This is a genomic window from Sphingobacterium sp. UBA5789 (genome assembly GCF_002418355.1).
Taxonomy (GTDB): domain Bacteria; phylum Bacteroidota; class Bacteroidia; order Sphingobacteriales; family Sphingobacteriaceae; genus Sphingobacterium.
In genome coordinates, this window is the sequence record NZ_DIDX01000006.1 from 139,480 (window position 1) to 159,939 (window position 20,460).

Annotated in this window: 12 protein-coding genes; 8 read left to right on the top strand and 4 right to left on the bottom strand. The window is 39.7% G+C overall.

The features are described from left to right. The first annotated feature begins 102 nt into the window (after nt 1-102). The gene (gene era, locus B4B65_RS16860) at nt 103-981 is read left to right on the top strand and encodes a GTPase Era (protein WP_201680642.1); all 879 of its coding nucleotides are present in this window, start codon (nt 103-105) and stop codon (nt 979-981) included. Here era and uvrC read toward each other — a convergent pair. From uvrC to B4B65_RS16875, 3 genes are all read right to left on the bottom strand, one after another. After that, nucleotides 978-2,789, bottom strand: coding sequence for an excinuclease ABC subunit UvrC (gene uvrC, locus B4B65_RS16865; protein ID WP_201680643.1), 1,812 nt, complete (start codon nt 2,787-2,789; stop codon nt 978-980). The two genes, era and uvrC, sit on opposite strands and share 4 nt — an antisense overlap. A 70-nt stretch (nt 2,790-2,859) precedes the next feature. Next, on the bottom strand, nt 2,860-5,103 hold the full coding sequence (locus B4B65_RS16870; protein ID WP_201680644.1) for a penicillin-binding protein 1A: 2,244 nt from the start codon (nt 5,101-5,103) through the stop codon (nt 2,860-2,862). 22 nt (nt 5,104-5,125) lie between these two features. Then, the gene (locus B4B65_RS16875; RefSeq protein WP_293917128.1) at nt 5,126-8,170 is read right to left on the bottom strand and encodes a tetratricopeptide repeat protein; all 3,045 of its coding nucleotides are present in this window, start codon (nt 8,168-8,170) and stop codon (nt 5,126-5,128) included. 357 nt (nt 8,171-8,527) lie between these two features. Between B4B65_RS16875 and B4B65_RS16880 the strand changes: the two genes are divergently transcribed. Continuing rightward, the gene (locus tag B4B65_RS16880) at nt 8,528-9,757 is read left to right on the top strand and encodes a TCR/Tet family MFS transporter (RefSeq protein ID WP_201680646.1); all 1,230 of its coding nucleotides are present in this window, start codon (nt 8,528-8,530) and stop codon (nt 9,755-9,757) included. 50 nt (nt 9,758-9,807) lie between these two features. Here B4B65_RS16880 and ispF read toward each other — a convergent pair whose 3' ends face one another. Further along, nucleotides 9,808-10,284 carry a 2-C-methyl-D-erythritol 2,4-cyclodiphosphate synthase gene (gene ispF, locus B4B65_RS16885; protein ID WP_293917129.1) on the bottom strand — a complete coding sequence of 159 codons (477 nt, stop codon included), beginning with the start codon at nt 10,282-10,284 and terminating at the stop codon, nt 9,808-9,810. 209 nt (nt 10,285-10,493) lie between these two features. Between ispF and B4B65_RS16890 the strand changes: the two genes are divergently transcribed. The 6 genes from B4B65_RS16890 to B4B65_RS16915 all read left to right on the top strand — a co-directional run bounded on the left by B4B65_RS16890 (nt 10,494) and on the right by B4B65_RS16915 (nt 20,444). After that, a complete protein-coding gene (locus B4B65_RS16890) occupies nt 10,494-12,083 on the top strand; it encodes an SUMF1/EgtB/PvdO family nonheme iron enzyme (protein ID WP_236582287.1) in 1,590 nt (529 codons plus the stop codon). 251 nt (nt 12,084-12,334) lie between these two features. Continuing rightward, the gene (locus tag B4B65_RS16895) at nt 12,335-12,952 is read left to right on the top strand and encodes an RNA polymerase sigma factor (protein ID WP_201680649.1); all 618 of its coding nucleotides are present in this window, start codon (nt 12,335-12,337) and stop codon (nt 12,950-12,952) included. 84 nt (nt 12,953-13,036) lie between these two features. Beyond that, a complete protein-coding gene (locus B4B65_RS16900) occupies nt 13,037-14,212 on the top strand; it encodes a FecR family protein (protein ID WP_293917133.1) in 1,176 nt (391 codons plus the stop codon). A gap of 182 nt (nt 14,213-14,394) precedes the next feature. Next, nucleotides 14,395-17,700, top strand: coding sequence for a SusC/RagA family TonB-linked outer membrane protein (locus B4B65_RS16905; protein WP_293917136.1), 3,306 nt, complete (start codon nt 14,395-14,397; stop codon nt 17,698-17,700). A gap of 11 nt (nt 17,701-17,711) precedes the next feature. Beyond that, nucleotides 17,712-19,298 carry a SusD/RagB family nutrient-binding outer membrane lipoprotein gene (locus tag B4B65_RS16910; RefSeq protein WP_293917138.1) on the top strand — a complete coding sequence of 529 codons (1,587 nt, stop codon included), beginning with the start codon at nt 17,712-17,714 and terminating at the stop codon, nt 19,296-19,298. Nucleotides 19,299-19,310: 12 nt separating this feature from the next. Beyond that, the gene (locus B4B65_RS16915) at nt 19,311-20,444 is read left to right on the top strand and encodes a glycoside hydrolase family 18 (protein WP_422663656.1); all 1,134 of its coding nucleotides are present in this window, start codon (nt 19,311-19,313) and stop codon (nt 20,442-20,444) included. The last annotated feature ends 16 nt before the right edge of the window (nt 20,445-20,460 follow it).

A 20,460-nucleotide genomic window follows, 5' to 3' on the forward strand; every position in this document is an offset into this window, starting at 1 on the left:
AAAATTGGGTTCTTATATTCAGAAACCAATATAACGTCCTTTTCTAATTGGAGTACAAAGATATATTTTGTTTCTTTGTATTCCTAATATAATTTAAAAAAAATGTCGCACAAAGCAGGTTTCGTAAGTATCATTGGTAAGCCCAACGCAGGTAAGTCTACGCTAATGAACGCTTTAGTAGGTGAAAAGATGTCAATCATCACGCCAAAAGCTCAAACAACAAGACACCGGATAATTGGTATTGTCAACGATGAAAACCATCAAATTGTCTTTTCGGACACTCCCGGAGTCATCAAACCCAACTATTCCTTACAGGAATCTATGATGAATTTTGTTCAGGGATCATTAATTGATGCGGATATTATTCTTTTTGTTACGGACATCAACGAAAAATATGATGAAAATGATGTCATCGAAAAATTAAGAAAAACTTCTTCACCTGTTGCTGTTCTGATTAACAAAATAGATAAATCTACAGAGGAAGATGTAAAAGCAAAAATCGAGTTCTGGAAAGAAAAATTAAATCCGGACACAATATTCGCTATTTCAGCGCTGCACCAACACAATGTAGTCGCTATTATGGAATACATCAAAGAAAAACTTCCGGAACATGCTCCATACTATGAAAAGGATGAGCTGACAGATAAATCTATGCGTTTTTTCGTTTCAGAGATGATTCGTGAAAAAGTATTCAAACTATATGACAAGGAGATTCCTTACAGTACGGAGGTCATAATCACTTCCTATAAAGAAGAAGCAAAAATTACCAGAATTGCGGCCGAAATTATTGTGGAACGAGATTCTCAGAAGAATATCCTGATCGGAAAAGCCGGAGAAATGATCAAAAAAGTAGGTACATATGCCCGTCAGGACATAGAAGAATTTATCGGAGGCAAGGTCTTCCTGGAAATCTTTGTTAAAGTGATCCCGGATTGGAGAAGTAAGAAAAATTACCTGAAAAGATTCGGATATGACGACTAATTAGTTGTATCGTCCTGAAAATATTCACGAAGTGCTTTTACCTGTTTCAGGTTAAGCACTTTTTTTAGTTCCTCATCACTGGACTCTTTGATTTTTTTGACCGATTTGAATGTTTTCAGCAACTTGTCCACAGAAGTCTTACCTACCCCCGGAATATTTTCCAGTTCGGAGACAAACGTTTTCCTGCTTCTCTGATTCCGGTGAAAAGTAATCCCAAAGCGATGCGCTTCGTCTCGCAGATGTTGAATAATTTTGAGTGTTTCTGATTTTTTATCCAAATAAAGCGGATACTGATCTCCAGGGTAATATAACTCTTCCAGTCGTTTGGCTATACCAATAACTGTCACCTGTTTATCAATCCCCAAAAGCCTCAGGCTTTTCAATGCTGCGCCTAACTGTCCTTTACCACCATCAATAATAATCAACTGTGGCAATGGCTGATCTTCATCCAATAATCTTCTGTACCGTCTGAAAACGGCCTCCTCCATTGTTGCGAAATCATTTGGGCCTACGACAGTCTTCACATTAAAATGTCTGTAGTCTTTCTTGGAAGGCTTTGCATCCTTAAATACAACAATTGCGGATACGGGAAAATTTCCCTGTATATTGGAGTTATCAAAACATTCGATATGCTGAGGAAGAACATTCATACGAAGATCCTTTTGCATCTGAGTCAGAATACGCTCTGTTTTGAGATCCGGATTTAATCTTTCATAATGCAGTAAGCGTTCTTTTTTGAAATAAGCTACATTCTTGAGTGATAAGTCCAGCAATTTGCGTTTTTCACCTAATTTGGGCACCGTAAACTTAATATTATCATCTCCTTCGATATCCATATCAAAAGGCACGATAATCTCTCTGGAGGCGCTCTTAAAACGATTTCTAATTTCCGGAATTGCCAGCGACAGCAGTTCGACATCGGTTTCATCCAGACGACGCTTCATTTCTAAGGTCTGCGTCTGGATAATCACGCCGTTCATTACTTTCAGAAAGTTGACAAATGCATAATTCTGATCCGAAGCAATACTGAACACATCCACATTTGTAATAGAAGAATTGACGACCGTAGATTTACTTTGGTAATAATCCAGCTTATCCAGTTTGGACTTGAGGGCATGAGCCAGTTCAAAGTTGAGCGCACCAACCGCTGTATCGATCTGTTGTTTAAGACGATTCGTGACCACGGCAATCTTACCGTTCAGAATATCTTTGATATCATCCAGATTCTGATCATAATCCTCTTCCGACTGGTAACCTTCACACGGGCCTTTACAGTTGCCGATCTGATATTCCAGACAGACTTTGAATTTACCCGCACGAATATTATCGTTCGTCAGGGACAGGTTGCAGGTGCGTAACGGAAACAATTCTCTGATCACATCAAGCACTGTGTGCATCATCCCTACTGAGGCATACGGTCCAAAATAACGTGAACCATCCTTGATATATTTCCTTGTCCAGAAAACTCTGGGAAAACGCTCCTGTTTGATGACAATCCAGGGATAAGTCTTGTCATCCTTGAGCATTACATTATACTTAGGCTTATGCTTTTTTATCAGATTATTCTCCAATAGCCAGGCATCGATCTCTGTATCTACAATAGTAAAAGCAATACGATTAATTTTTCGTACAAGTACCCGCGTTTTACCACTCAGCTGATTATCATTGACAAAGTAAGATCCGACTCGATTACGCAGATCTTTTGCTTTACCGATATAGATAAGCTCATCCTGCTTATCAAAATATTGATAAACGCCCGGTTTATGCGGAATACGCTTTAATTCTTCTTTATAGTCAAATGAGCTCATTCAAAAAAATATGCCAACTATCAAATTTCGGAAAAATCTGACAGTTGGCATCGTATCTTATTTTAAATAATTAAAAACCTAACCGATCATCATCCAGATTTTCATCTGTAGCAGGTCCGGTACCATTAAACGGAGCATATTTACCGCAATCTAGTTCACGGGTCAGTCCTCCTGCTGGCAGCGGAAAATCTTCTTTCGTATATTTCAGTTTACTGTCTCCGTAGACTTTTTGCATATAGTACGCAAACACAGGCATAGCAGCACGCGCACCCTGACCTTCATTGGTACTGTAGAAACTGATACCTCTGTCTTCTGCTCCTGTCCATACCCCGGTCACTAATTGAGGAGTGACTCCGATAAACCAGGCATCTGAGTTATCATTCGTAGTACCTGTTTTACCTCCTATCGGATAGTTAAGTTTATAGAACCATTTGATACGGGTAGCGGTACCGCCGTCTACAACTCCTTTTAACATATCCACCATAATATACGCCGTTTCGCTATTCAGCGCTTTAACAACCTTAGGAGCCTTTTCATATATCGTTGTCCCACTCTTATCTTCTATACGCATGATCATAGTCGGTTCTACCCATGTACCACTATTTACAAATGCGGAATATGCACCTACCATATCAAATACAGAGGCTTCATAAGCTCCCAGTGCAATAGAAGGATAGGAAGGAACTTTGGAGGTAATTCCCATTTTCTGAGTCAGATTCGCTACAGCACTTGCCCCTACTTCATTGATCAGATATGCCGTAGCATAGTTCTGCGAATAAGCCAGTGCTTTCTTAAGTGTAATGGGATTGCCACCCTGAACTGTTCCTCTTGGCGTCCAGTTGCCATAGGTCTGTTGAAAATTCGGAACACTGTAGCATGGTGAATAGCCATTATCCACAGCGACTGCATAGGTAAACGGTTTTGCAGTGGAACCTACCTGACGGGTACCTAACTTAACCTGATCATATTTAAAGTGTTCAAAGTTAATTCCACCTACCCATGCTTTTATGTGACCTGTCTGTGGTTCCATAGACATCATTGCATTCCGGAGAAACAACTTGTTATACTTAATAGAATCCATAGGTGTCATAACTGTATCTACACTTCCTCTCCAGGTAAATACATTCATAGGAACCTTAGTATTGAATGCTTTTTTAATTTCTTCTTCAGAAGCACCCAGATCTTTCATCATACGATAACGATCCGAACGTTTCATACCGGATATCAGCAATTGCGCATTCTTCCCTGAGAAAGGTGTTCTACCTTTCCATTGACGATCAAAAGCCCCTTGCAACTCTTTCATGGCTCTTTTCTGTGCCTCTTCGGCATATTGCTGCATGGTATAGTTAATCGTCGAATATATTTTCAATCCATCCCTGTCCAGGTCATAAGGTGTACCATCGGATTTGGTAATAGACAGACGGGCGAACTCTTTTTTGATCTCTTCTTTTAGTACAGCTCTGAAATATGGCGCCAGTCCTTCCCCATAATTGGAAATCTTCAACTGCAATCCAAGAGGCTTCGCTGCACTCTCCGTTTCTTCAGCCTTTGTAATAAAACTTTCATTGTACATATTATTCAGCACAACGTTACGACGTCCCAAAGCATTCTCCGGATATCTCACCGGTGAATATACCCCCGGTCCTTTTAGCATACCAACCAGTAATGCAGCCTGCTCAGCCGTCAATTTGTCCGGTGTAGTATTAAAGTAAGTACGTGCAGCTGATTTGATACCAAAAGTATTGTAAGCACCAAAATCTACGGTATTAAAATACATCGTAATGATTTCTTCTTTGGTATAATTACGTTCTAACCGAACTGCTGTAACCCATTCCTGAAACTTCTGAAAAATACGTTTGGAAAAGCTTTTTGCTCTGCCATCTGAAAACAGATTCAGAGCCAGCTGCTGCGTAATTGTACTACCGCCCTGCTTGTTTCCGGTCATCGTATGAAAGATAACCGTCATCGTACGCCAATAATCAATACCGGCATGTTTGTAGAAGCGCTTATCTTCTGTAGCGATCAAAGCCTGCACAAGAAAAGGAGACAACTCACTATACTTTACATTAGACCTGTTCTGAACATAGTATGTTCCCAATACTTTATTGTCCTCGGTCAACACCTCGGAAGCAAGATTACTTTTGGGATTCTCCAAATCCTGAAAAGAAGGCAATTTTCCAAATACACCTAACCTTACACTCAGGATAAACAAAAATCCAAAAGCTACACAAGCAATAATAATTGTCCAAAAATTGCGGGTATACTTCTTAATATCCTCTTCAGTGAGTTTACTGTTTTTTGATACTCTTCTCATACTAATATTTCAATAGCAGATCCTATTGTTCCGAATAAACTTTTTGATAATTTTTAATTTGAATACCATCAGTTAACGTGCCAATCGTCTCTTTTGTCGCTACAAAAGTATTATAAATTTCGAAAGGTATCTTCATAATATCCGGAATCAAAGGTGAAATCCTTGTTTCATAGGCTTTTACTTCCTCATAAGAATTGAACGGACCGACGAAAATCAATTGATTTTCACCATTGATATTTCTCAGAATATGTTCTATACGAGCCTGATTATATCTTGTTCTGTTAAACTGACCTATACCATATCGGCTTGGCGCCAGATTGACTGTTGCATTCTCCACGTTAATCACATAAAAGTAAACGCCTTTATCCGGCAACAATTGTTTGTCACGGTAATCATTTGGTCCCAGATCAATCTTTGCCTGTCCGGGTTTAACATCCAGTCCCTTTAATTCCACATTGGTATTAATCTCTCCGTTAACCCCAACCTTAGATTTTACCTCTCCCGAACTAAGTTCTGTAACGGCCACTTTTTCCTCCGGTTTTGGTTCCTCAGCCTTAGGTTCTTCCACAGGTTTTTTCTCTTCCACCTTTACTACAGGTTCTTCTTTCTTTTCCGGAATCTTCTTCTCCTCTACTTTGGCAACAACCTTTTCTTTAGGTTTTTCTTTCTCCGGTAATTTTTTGGTCGGTAATGCGACACCCGTACGATAATCGCCATCAATAGAAAGTGCAGGCCATTGGGTCATAGAAGGTTCGTCCACAAAAGCTATGCGATCGCTTTTTATGTCCTGCAAGGCATTGACACGTGTATAGAACATATCCGGATTCTTATTCACAAACGAAATATTCTCTTTTGCCAAAGGAGTAACCAGGCTGTCATTCGGAAAGTCTGTTACGATTTTTGACAAAGACTTCACAAAGTCATCCACACGTCCTACACGACCAACAGCCAGGGACTGTAAATAACGGAGTTGTGCTACAATACTTTGTTTATCTTCTGTATTCTGCAATTCCTGATCCACCTGCTGTATAACAGCTACATGATCTCCATTCGCATACAGATCAAAGATCCGGGCGTACGCTTTATCAAGCGTTTCCTTATCACGTTTTACTTTATCCAGATAATACGGATCCTGTGCAACATGTGCATGTATGGTATTCGGGAATAAAGTAATGAGTTTATTTTTATAAGCCAAAGATTTCGTTTTGTCTATTCCTTCATACATACGGTATAAGGAGAAGTACACTTCTGCTGCCGCCGGAGTATTCGGATAGCGATCGAGGAAATTTTCATAGGCTTTGATAGCTTCTGTAGGATCTTTTGTATAATCTCTGTAAATATTACCTATTTTGATCAGATCATCATGAACAATCTGATGTATGGAATCGTAAGCTACCTGATTTTTGGGAATAGCCTTTTCATACCTGTTTTTAACATTATTCACCCAGGTTTCCCGGTCAAATTCAGGTTCTTTCTTATCTTTCTTACGCTCCGACAATATTGTATCTGCTTCTGTTTTCTGCGTTCTGCTTGCCAGATCTAATGCCGAAGACTGACTATATCTCCAGTTATCTGAAAGCGGACGGCTGCCCCAGCGTCTTTTAAATTCAGAATTACCCAACAGCATGGCATCCTGATTGTTAAAATAGAACTTACCGTCTGAATAGGAATCTTTATTCACCTGATAGTCGTTCAGATTTGTCCTTCTAAATTGACTTTCTCCACCTTTCTTTCCCTTTTTAGCGTCCTTCTTTTGCAGCTCCAGTTCTAATAGTTTGTCATTTAAGCTTTTCGATGCATATTCATCCAACTTCTGTTGCAGATCAGCATCATTCAGAGCTGCCAGTCCGAGAAGCGTATCCTGCCAGGCGACTTCCTCATATACCTGAGTCAGATCTTTCATATAGATGAGTTTTCTTCTTAACTGATCTATATTGGTGTAGTCATTTGGCAGCACTGTAGCCACACTGTCGTAATAATTTTGCGCTATCCGGTATTGCTTTTTGTCAAAAGCCTGATCTGCCATGGTCAGATAGGTCTCCGTTGTCTGATACTGACTTGGGTGAAGCTGGCGTAAGGATAATTTGTAATACGCTAAAGCCTCTTCTTCTTTCCCTTCGGCATAGTACATATTACCTATCTCATAATAGATCTGATCTTTATAATCTTCGTTCTTACCATCTCTCAACATTCGTTTCAATGGTTTCACACGATCTTCAAACTTCATTCCTTTTTCACCCTGTAAGAAAGCAGCCTGTAGATCTGCCTCAAAAGCCATATCATAAGAGACATTACTTCGTGCTATCTTAGAGAAATACTGATAAGCCTTCTCTTTTTCACCTTTCTGTTTATACAATTGAGCTAATAGAAATTTCCATCTTAAACGGTCTACCTTACTTTTAGCAGATTCTGAAGCCAGTTCCAGATAAGGGATTGCTTCTATAGATTTGTTGGTTCTGACCAGCAAATTAGCTTTGGCCGCATTGACCAGAGACCGGGTAGATTCATTGTCATCCAAAAACATAAAGGCAGAATCCACCGCAGCAACCGCTTGTTCTACTTTCCCTATCTGAAGCAGTGACCTGGATTTCCATGCGTAGGCAATCGGTCTGTATTCAGGCTGTTTCGCTGAGTTTTTTTTCAGATATTCAAAATATTCAGTAGCGGTATAATACGATCCCTTCATGTAGTTCGCACGGCCAACGATCAGATAAGCTTCATTGACATACTTACTTTCTTGTTTTGAATTGATGATTTTGTAGGCCTTCTGAACCAAAGAGTCCATTAACTGATGCGGATCACCCTCTGCTGTCGGTTCATCAAAAACAGTAAGATTAATCTGATAATTTTCCTTTTTGAGCCGTGCGATAGCTTTCTGTTCATCAGCCATCATACGTTTGGCATTATACAGAATGTTATATTTCGAGGTAAAATTCTCAACTTTATTATATTGAGGTTCTTCCACATCTTTTCCATTCCGGTTATTTCTTCTTTGTCCGGACTTACAGGCATATAAGAAAACACTGCACAGCAGCACGGCAAAAACTGGTCGAACGTAGGATTTCAAAATGAAGTTTTTTTTGTTGATTATCATTTAGCTACCTAAAAATATGGTTACTTTAAATTACAGAAAACACACGGATGCTATATTTAGCAAAAATATTAATATTTCCTCACTTTAAGCCCTTTACTTTTTGATAAATCTAAAAATTAAATTTTTAGTAGAAATATTAAGGAAACAAGGGATACAAATCTCGCTTATATACATCCGGTAAAAGAAGTCATATCCGTTTATTATTCCTGATCTTTTATGAATAATAACTGATTATTCCGTAAGAAGATTACAAGCCTTTTCCCTTAAGGCAGAACATTAAAATTGATTTTGTTAATCTAATAAAAATACTACCTTTATTCTGATAATCATATGCAGAAACAAAAAAAATCAGGCCTTCTTTTTATATTCATTACCGTAGCCATTGACGTTATTGGTCTTGGAATTATTATTCCGGTATTACCTACTCTTATCAAAGAACTGACTGGAGGAACATTGAGTGAAGCCTCAGAATATGGTGGCTGGCTCATGTTCAGTTATGCTATTACTCAATTTGTATTTGCCTCCGTACTTGGAAATTTAAGTGACCGCTTCGGGAGACGTCCTGTTCTGCTGTTATCGCTTTTGGGGTTCTGCATCAATTACCTGCTGATGGGATTTGCCACATCTATTTTATGGCTTTTTATCGGTCGTTTTGTAGCTGGGATTACCGGTGCAAGCATGACTGTAGCTGCGGCATATACAGCAGATATCAGTACACCTGATAAAAAAGCACAGAACTTTGGATTACTGAGTGCTGCATTTGGTATCGGGTTTATCATTGGCCCGGTACTAGGCGGATTATTGGGACATTACGGACCCAGAGTTCCCTTCTTTGCTGCCGGAGCTATTAGTTTTATAAATTTTGTATACGGATACTTTATGGTGCCGGAATCTTTAAAACCCGAAAACAGAAGAGCCTTTCAATGGAAAAATGCCAATCCTGTGGGTGCATTTCGATATATCGCCAAGTATCCGCAGATCAAACCTCTTATCATCTGTATATTTCTGATCAATGTGGCTGCACATGCTGTACAGAGTACCTGGTCATATTATACAATGGAAAGATACGCCTGGAATGAGCGTATGGTAGGCATATCTATGGGTTTTATTGGTGTACTTCTCGCGATCGTACAAGCTGGTTTATTGCGGATTATTATTCCTAAACTCGGTCTTCCCAAAAGTATTGTCATCGGATTGAGTCTGTATGTCATATCCTTTCCGCTTATGGCTTTTTCATATGAACCCTGGATGTTGTTTGCGGCAAGTGTACCTTTCGTATTTGCAGGTATCGCCGGACCCGCAATGCAGAGTTTTATCTCCAATCATACGCCCAATAATGAACAGGGACAGATTCAGGGCGGGATTACCAGTATTGTCAGCCTTACAGCTATCTTTGGGCCCCCATTGATGAGCAATATATTTGCATTTTTCACCAACCATAAACATAACGTTTATTTTCCCGGCGCCCCCTTCCTAATGGCTTCTGTACTCTCGTTAATAGCGGTAAGCATTACGGCTCTCTATTTTAACAGAAAAGAAGAGCCGGCAACAGAATCTTAAAACAGAAATCCATTGCCGGCTTAGTATGTGAAGATACAGATCCGTATACCTTATTTTTGAATCAGACATACAGCATAGGCTACTACACCTTCCTGCCTGCCCACAAAACCCATCGTCTCGTTGGTCGTCGCTTTGATGGAAATATCTTCTTCATCTATTCCTGCAGCTTCAGCTATCTTTTGCTTCATTTCAGGAATATAAGGTTTGATTTTGGGCGCTTCCAGACACAACATTGCATCTATATTTCCCAGTGTCCACCCCTTTTCCTTAATAAGTGCAATACATTGCTGCAGTAAAACCAGACTGGATATACCTTTCCACCGCTCGTCGGTATTAGGAAAATGATATCCTATATCTTCCAGATTTGCAGCACCTAATATTGCATCACAAATTGCATGCACCAATACATCTGCATCAGAGTGTCCGAATGCTCCCGAATGATGTTCTAATGTGACACCTCCCATAACAAAAGGGTGCCCTTCTTTTAATTGGTGTACATCGAAACCAAAACCAACTTTCATTTTCATATCTTGACGAAAATACAAGAAGCTTTGTGAATTAGGAAACCTATTTAGGAATATTTATTACAAAGAACAACTGCTACGAAAACAGTATCTTAGGTGTAAAATCTCCTATGGTAGTTAAAAAGCTACGAATCAATCTATTTGTCTATAACTTTTAAAAAAAATATTTACTACTTTTGACAGACATATATATGAACACATATACCTTAATAATGAACGTTTCAAATTTTAGTCTGTCAAAACTTTTATTTATCGTGGCCGGAGTAGTTCTGATCTCTTCCTGCAGTTCAAATAAGGGTAAGAAAGACGTCTCTTCCAAAACCGGTGTTGCGTACAACGATCCATATAACGGAGGGCTTCATATCAACCGAAAGGTACAGGAATCTCCCGGCCCGGGATTAGTGGCAATTGAGGGTGGTACATTTGTTATGGGAGGCAGTCTGAATGAAGATCTGGCCTACTCACATGACAATTTAAAAAGGCGTGTTACAGTTGCATCTTTCTACATGGATGAGACTGAAGTATCTAATGCTGACTGGCTTGAATATCTGCACTGGATTGCACAGAGTTTTCCGGAAGACGGTGAAATGTATTACAATGCATTGCCGGACTCATTGGTTTGGAGAAATCCGCTTTCCTATAATGAACCATATGTCAATCTTTATCTGAGACATCCTGCATTTCAGGACTATCCTGTGGTAGGTGTATCCTGGGATCAGGCAAATGACTATTGTACCTGGAGAACAGACCGTGTGAATGAAAACATTTTACGTCAGGGCGGTATACTGGTCGATTATGAGAAAAACTCCCAAAATCAGAATGCAGGTGGAAAATTCAATACAGATATGTACCTCAACGGACAGCTGAAGGGAGAAGGTTACGACGGACAGAATATGCCTGCCGATGCCCGTCCGGGTGCTGCAGCTGGAGCAAAACGTACTGTACGTATGGAAGACGGTATCTTGAAACAACCTTATCGTCTGCCTACAGAAGCAGAATGGGAATATGCAGCATTGGGTCTGATCGGAAATACCGAAGAAGGAAATATCAATACAAGCAAAATATACCCTTGGAACGGACTTGGTGTACGTTCGGATAAACGAAAAAACCAGGGACAGATGCTTGCCAACTTCAAGATCACAGGAGGTAACAACATGGGTGTAGCCGGCAATCTGAATGATGGTGGCGATATTACCGTACCTGTTACAAGCTATGCACCAAACGATTTCGGCCTTTACAATATGGCTGGTAATGTCAATGAGTGGGTAGGTGATGTATACAGACAATTATCTTTCGAAGATTTTGAAGATTTCAATCCTTTCCGCGGAAATGTATTTACGGACAAAAAATACGATGATGCGGAACAACGTATCCTTGCAAAAGATAAATACGGACGTCCTGTAAAAGTACCGGCAAAAGCACCGAGAAAACAAACCTGGGCAGAGTTACAGGCTGCAAAAAACAGCGGAGACAGCTCAGCTACCACTGGTATCTCTTCTTATAACAATGACGCACGTGGTTTTGATGATGAAATCGACCCTAAACTTTATGGAAATACAACTCTTGTCAATAATAACTCCCGTGTATACAAAGGCGGATCATGGAATGACAGAGCGTATTGGTTAAATCCGGCTACAAGACGTTTTATGCAACAGGATCAGTCGAATGCGATGACTGGATTCAGATGTGCAATGACAATGGTTGGTAATGTGTTTGGCCCTGCAGCCAATCAACGCGTTAAAGCAGGAAAAGCGCCTAAGCCTGGTAAATCCAGCCGCCCAAAAGCAAGTTCAAGACCATAAAGAATTTATAAAACTATAAAAAAGGCTTCTATACGTTTGTATAGAAGCCTTTTTTAATTACTATATAGTACTGATACTCACCTCCACTAAAAAAACAAGCATTAAAACCCGTTCAAAAAACAAAGGATTTAGTTGGTACTAACAATTAAATTTATTCCAAGAGGTTAAATAAAATATCTTTTTCATACTTTCGTAGTGCACTTACTAAAAACAACGCCTATTATATCCTATATTAGCACTGTGTAACATTTATGTTAAACTTGAAAATAACCAGTCTTCATAACGAACATACTTTATTAGTCGCTATTAGTAATGGGGACCACAAAAGCTTTGAAACCTTATTTCTGCACTACTATAAGCCTTTTGGCAATTATGTTTATAAATTGTTAGAGGATATTTCTCTGACCGAAGATGTATTACAGGAAGTATTTTTGAGGATATGGACAGATCGGGAAAATCTGCATACTATTACAAGTTTTAAAGATTATCTCTTTATAATCACCCGCAACAGAGTCTACAATCTGCTGAATGAAAAATCCAGAAAGAGTGTGCTATTTGAATCTCTGGATGAAACAGCAACCTTTAAACAGATTCCGCAAGAGGAAGAAGAACAGAAGGCTGACCTGGAACTTTACTATACGCTTCTTGAACAGGAAATTAATAACCTTCCCCTCCAGCAACAGAAGATATTCCGCCTGAGCAAACTGAAAAAAATGAAATATGAGGAGATCGCCAGGATGCTCGATATTTCAGTAGAAACGGTGCGTAAGCATATGTATCTGGCCAATCAGACCTTAAAAACAAAATTAAAAGGTAAAGAAGGAGGAGTCCTCCTCGTCATCCTGTCTGCAGTATATCAAAGATTTTAAAAAAAATATTTTTTTTCATTACCACTTTTTTAAGGTTATATGTCTTTATAGCATATAACCAGTTTTATCTTTTATTATAAACCAATGACAGGCGATCAGATACAGGACTTATTTCGTAAGTATTACGATAAAACAGCGTCAGATAAAGAACGCCAGCAACTATTCTACTGGATTTCACAACAGAATAACAGAGAGAAAGCTGAAGAACTGTTGTTGTTACATTACAATCAGGAATTTGAAGTTGCTGATAACAGTCTGCCAGAAATTGATCCTGATGCTCTCCTACAATATATACTTGCCACACGGCCAACTCCCGAACATCCATCCGGAAAAATAAGATGGATCAAACCGCTGTCAATAGCGGCCAGTATACTGATTGCATTCGGGATTTATTTTTTCTACCAAAGTCAAACGAAACAACCTCTTATCACAGACACAACTACCTATGATATTCCAGCAGGTGGTAACAAGGCTATTCTTACCTTATCAGATGGTAACAAAGTGATATTAGATTCTTTATCTGATGGGGCTGCTATTGAAGAGGGAAATATACGGATAACGAAATCCGATGATGGCCAGGTAACATATAGCGTCCGGTCAGCTGCGACATCCAGAAATACATTTAATACCATTGAAACACCTGTAGGAGGATTTTATCAGATACAACTGCCTGATGGCACCCGTGTCTGGCTGAATGCACTTTCATCCCTGAAGTTTCCAACCTCATTTACTGCCGGCAGCAGAAAGGTACAACTTAAAGGAGAAGCTTATTTTGAAGTGGCGAAAGATAAATCCAAGCCATTTATCGTAGATGTGAATGATATGCAAGTCACTGTACTGGGAACGCACTTCAATATCAACTCTTATACACCTCAGTCAGCCATCTACACCACAGTATTAGAAGGTGCGGTGGCAGTAAGTAAGTCAGATCTTAGAAAAACTGTTCTTCCGGGGCAACAATTGCAATATAACGGAGATAATATGATGCAACTTGAAAACAATGTTGATCTGGATCAGATCATGGCCTGGAAAGACGGATATTTCACTAAAAAATCAATTTCATTAAATGCACTGATGGCTGAAGTGGCCAGATGGTATGGCGTCAATGTCGTTTATTCTGAACCGATTCAGGCTGAATTTGTAATGAAATTACCAAAAGATATCAGCTTAAAAGAACTTATAACAGTGCTGGAACTAACCGAAGAAGTAAAATTTGATTTAAACACTAAAACACTAAAAGTTATGAAGACAAAAAAATAAACACACACATAGCTATAAAAAAACCGGTTTGTCCGCCAACAAACCGGTAAAATAATTAGCTTTTCCATCGAGCGTAAACAAGATTTTAAACCTAATTCATCTAATTTATGATTTTTTTCAATATTGAAAAAAGTAATATTTATTTATTTCAAAATAGTATTAAAACTAAGGCCTTCCTGATTATGAAGTTATCCTTATTGTTATTATTGTCATTTATGACATTGAGTTTTAGTCGGGGCTATTCTCAAAACATCTCTTTGAACCTAAAGAATGTGAGGCTTGAAGATGCGTTTGAACGCATAGAAAAGCAGTCAGAATATACATTTGTCTATGAGAAAAATGTACTCAGGGATGCAAAAAAACTCAATATATCTTTGAACGGAAAACCTGTGAAGGAAGCACTTCAGATACTTCTTAAAAATCAGCCTCTGGATTACAAGATTCATCAGAAATACATTATCATCAGCCAGAAGAAAGACAAAACTCCGGAAGCTGAGGCGATAAAACCAAGTGTAACGATTCAGGCCAGACTATCAGGTGTTATCGTGGATTCACTAGGGCAGGCTATTTCCGGTGTTTCCATTCTTAACAATACAAATCAGAAACGTACATCTACAGATCAAAGCGGAGCATTTAATCTGGACGGTAAGCTTGGAGATGTATTGACGATTACCTACATCGGCTATCACACCCAACGTCATGAAGTGAAATCACCTTCAGCTATACGAATAGTACTTATGCCTCAGGAGCAGGAGATCGAAACGGTCGTTATTACTGCCTTAGGGATTAAGCGTTCCGAAAAGACATTGAGTTATCAGGTTCAGAAGGTCGGTAATGAAGACCTGACTACTGTAAAAAACTCAAACTTTGTCAATTCTCTGGTCGGTAAGGTTGCAGGAGCACAGATCAACAGCAGCTCTGCAGGTCCCGGAGGAGCAGTAAAAGTAGTCATGAGGGGTAACAAATCTATTTCACTCAACAACAATGTGCTGTATGTAATAGACGGGGTTCCTATGAATAATTTTATTTCTAGTGGCGGAGATGGACAAATGACAGCCCAACCGGGAACAGAAAGTATTGCAGATATAAATCCGGACGATATCGAAAACATTTCTGTCATGACCGGACCCTCTGCCGCTGCATTATATGGATTTGAAGGTGCTAACGGGGTTATACTGATTACGACTAAAAAAGGATCTGCAGACAAAACCACACTTTCCCTGAGTCACAGTACCACTTTCTCAGATCCGTTGTTATTGCCCAAATTCCAAAATACCTATGGTAATGTAGCCGGATCTGTTATGAGTTGGGGAGAAGAAACACAAATGCGCTATGACCCATCAAATTTTTTCAATACCGGATCAAATGTCAACAATGTAGTGGCCCTATCCACAGGTAACGAAAAAAGCCAGAATTACTTTTCCGCAGGTGCAAATAATGCACATGGTATCATGCCTAATAACAAATATAACAGATACAATTTTCTTTACCGGAACACCACCACTTTTCTTGATAATAAGCTAGTATTGGATGCAAGTGTCAACTATATCATCCAAAACAACAGCAATATGGTAGCGCAGGGACAATATTTCAATCCTTTACCGGCACTATACCTGTTTCCAAGAAATGAAGACTTTTCAAATGTTCAGCTATTCGAACGCTTTGATCCTATCACAGAGGTAAACAAACAATACTGGATCTATGGTGATCAGGGATTATCTATCCAGAATCCTTATTGGACAATGTACCGCATGAACAGAAACGCAGATCGTAAAAGATATATGCTCACCTCTTCCCTGAAATACAACTTTTCCAACGACCTGAATATCACCGGACGTGTCAATGTGGATAATATGAATCTGCAAAGTACAGATAACCGGTATGCTAGCACTTTGGGAGCACTTGCAGGTCCTAAAGGCAGACATAATCTGACCACACGCGAAGAGAGACAACTATATGCGGATCTGATTGCTACCTACACAAAGAATTTTGATCCTTTTAATATTAATATTAACGCCGGAGCATCCATTAAAGATAAACGAATGAATGCTTATACCATTGAAGGCGATCTGCAGCAGATCATAAACTATTTCAGCATTGAAAATATGAACAGAGCTGTAGGTACATTCAAGACGGATCAGGACGGACTCAAAAGACAGACACAGTCTGTTTTTGCAAATGCAGAGATTGGATATAAAAACTTCCTCTTCCTGACACTGACCGGAAGAAATGATTGGGATTCGGCCTTAGCCTGGTCACAATCTCCTGAACGTTCGTTTTTCTATCCGTCCGTGGGCCTTTCTACAGTCTTAAGTGAAGCATTCACTCTTCCGAACTGGTTTTCTTATCTTAAAGCCAGAGGTTCTTATACCAAAGTTGGTAATTCATACGACCCATATCTGACTACAGAGCAGTATATCTATGATGCGCAGACCAATACATATGCTCTTGCTAAGATCCGTCCTAATTTCTTCCTGAAACCCGAACTGACGACATCTTACGAATTTGGTCTGGACATGAAGTTTCTAAAAAACAGTTTATCCCTCAGTGCTACATATTACAGTTCTGACACAGAAAACCAGACGCATACTATCCTCGAAAGCGGAACGGAATATACAGGCAGAATCATACAAACAGGAAATGTTCGTAATAGCGGTATTGAATTATTACTGGGTTATCAGAATACCTGGGACAAATTTGCATGGAGCAGTAATCTGACCTTTTCCTTCAATAAAAATAAGATTGTAAGTCTCTACGGAGCAGATATATTAAGAGATAATCCTACACTGGAGAATTATGTAGACAAAGCGACATTAGGAAGTATCGGTTCGCCTGTAGTGCGTCTGCGTGAAGGCGGATCTATGGGAGATATCTATTCTACATCCGATTTCAAACGGGATAACAACGGTTATATTTACTTAAATCCTTCGACGCTTCTACCGTCAATGGAAACGTTGAATACCAACGATTACAGAAAATTAGGATCCCTGTTACCGAAGTCCCATATGGGCTGGAAAAACTCCTTTACCTATAAGGATTTACGCTTGAATGTCGTACTCAGCGGTCGATTCGGTGGATTAGTAGTCTCCAATACACAAGCTATTCTGGACAGATATGGTGTATCAGAATATAGCGCCAACTTACGTCGTCAGGGCAATATTAATATACTTGGACATGAGGTGTCGGCACAAGATTACATGAATGTGGTAGCTGAAGGAACAGGTAAGTCTGATCTGTATGTTTATAAAGCAGACAATGTGAGATTACAGGAATTAAGCATAGAATATACAATCAATAAAAGGTTCCTGGGAAATATAGCAAATGCGACTATCGGAATCGTTGGTAACAATCTGGCACTGCTCTATAACAAAGCTCCGTTTGATCCGGAATCCGTGCCATCAGCATCGAGCACCTATTATACCGGAGTTGATTTCTTTATGCAACCCAGCCTAAGAAATATAGGCTTTAACCTTAAGCTACAATTCTAATTCAAAAAATTATGAAAAAACTAACATTTCAATATATATATAGTATAGGTATAGTAGCGGTTATGATCTTTGCTTCCTCCTGTACCAAAAATTTTGAGAGTCTCAATACGCATCCTACAAATCCGACGGAACAGGATCTGACTAATTCAGAAAAACTGGGAACGTTATTTCCTTCACTTATTGCCACCATGCACTATGCGCAGGAAAATAAGAGTCAGCATATAGAGCAGATGGTCGGAGGTCAGTACGGAGGGTACTTTGCCACGACAAATAACTGGCAGGGAACAAATTTCGGAACCTTTAATCCGGCACTGGATTGGGTTGAAGTCCCGTTTAAAGACATTATGGTTGACTTCAATTCCAACTATATCAAGATTAAAAAAGTAACAGAAAGTAAAGGTTATATCTATGCCTGGGCAAGTATTATCCGTGTGGCAGCCATGTTGCGTGTAGTGGATATGTATGGCCCTATCCCCTATTCCAAAATCGGAGAATCCAACGATGATAATGTGGCTTTTGACGATGTAAAAACTATTTATCATCTGATGTTTGATGAGTTGAACAGCAGCATCACTACGTTAAACAATTTTGTTCAGGAGACGAATAATTCGAAGGATAATCCCATGTCAACCTACGATGTCATTTACAGGGGAGATTTCTCAAAATGGATCAGATTTGCTAATTCCTTGAAAATGCGCATGGCTATGCGGATCTCTTCTGTGGATACAGACTATGCAAAAGGTATGTTCCTGCAGGCGATGCAAGCCGGAGCTATAGAAACGAATGCGGATAATGCCTGGATTCCGACAGATGACAATCCCTATTTCAAAGCATCTGCAAACTGGGGTGATCTCGCCATCAATGCCGTATTATCTTCCTATATGAATGGTTTTGAAGATCCAAGAAGGCCAAAATATATGACAACAATATCCAATGGTCAATACAGAGGTGTCAGAACAGGTATCCAGAATATCAATAAGACAACCTATAGCAATGCTTCTAATTTCTCAAAGCCTGCCTTTGCAGCAAATACACCTATTTTAGTTTTTTGCGCATCAGAGATTGCTTTTTTGAAATCTGAAGCGGCACTCAAAGGATGGATCGCTGGCGGAGATGCGCAGGCCAAAAGTTTTTATGAGAGCGGCATCCAGACTTCTATGAGCCAGCATGCTGTCGTAATTGGCACTTATCTGGCAGGCAAAACTGTGCCTCAGGCATATACAAATCCTTTTCTGAGTGCTTCAAACATTTCTGTTCCTAATCGTATCACCGTAAACTGGGATGATGTCACAGGCACACAGAATTCCAAACTGGAAAAAATTATTACGCAAAAGTGGCTGGCTAATTTTCCATACGGAATGGAAGCCTGGGCAGATCACAGACGCACCGGATTTCCACAGTTTTTCCCGGCAGTAAACAACCTCAGCTCCAGTAGTTTTATAGGTAACGTTGTTAATACATCCGGACGCCTGGCAAGACGACTGCCTTATCCACAGGCACAATACAGAAGCAACGGGGCAAATGTTACGCAGGCCATCTCGCTGTTAGGCGGCGATGATGTGGCTTCTACAGATTTATGGTGGGCAAAGAAAAACTAAACTCTATTCTTTATGAACAACATTATGAAAAATATACACATTATACTGATAACGACACTATATCTCCTTACCTTCCAATCCTGTAAAGAATGGACGGAGGTCGAATCACTTAATAATAATTCAACGGATCTGAATGCGACGGTCAAGACCGACGAGTATTATGCCGCACTTCGGGAATGGAAAAAAACTCCAGGATTGCCACAAACCTTTGTCTGGTTTGATAACTGGACAGGTGTAGCACCTACAGGAGAAAATAGTCTCCGGGGATTACCAGACTCCATTACAATTGCTTCCAACTGGGGAGGGCATCCCAAGTTTGATCTGAGTCCGGAGCGAAAAGCTGACATGGAGTATGTGCAAAAAGTGAAAGGGACAAAAGTCGTAGTAACCCTTTTTTCTGCAAAAATTGGCGATGATATGCCTGCGGATGAGATGTACAATATCGGCAACAGTTCGGATGAAGCAGTTGTAAGACCTGCCATACGAAAATATGGTGAAGCGATCTATGATGCCGTAATAAGAGCAGGGTATGATGGATTTGACTGGGATTATGAACCACTGGGCGGAGGTATAGGGGGAAGTTATCTGTGGTCCAACCGGGTACAGCGACGTATTTTTGTTGAAGAACTCGGATATTGGTTTGGACCAGGATCTCAGCGCACTGAACGTGATGGCAGAAAACCTGCCAAACCCGGACTGCTACTTATAATTGATGGAGAAGTAGGCATAAGAGGAAGAATGGATAAAGACTGGGAATCTCAATATTTTGATTATTATGTATTGCAGGCATATGGATCGACTACTGCAGCGAATCAGACATCCAGAGTAAAAGGGGTGATCGAAGACATGAGCGCACATATAGCTGCGGGAAGAATAACTGCGGATGAAGTAGTGAGAAGAACACTTCTTACTGAAAATTTTGAGTCCTATGCCAATACAGGAGGAGGTTTTCTGTCGATGTCTCAATTTATATATACAGCTGACGGTCTTAATCAACAAATTGGTGGCTGTGGTTTATACCGTTCAGGTTTTGATTATATGCCAAAAGGTAAGGGAGACTATGACGGATCTCCTGAATATTACTTCCTGAGACAGGGTATTACCAATCTGTACCGGGTATTCAATGAGCGAAAAGCCGCAAAATAAAATCTAACCTAAACAC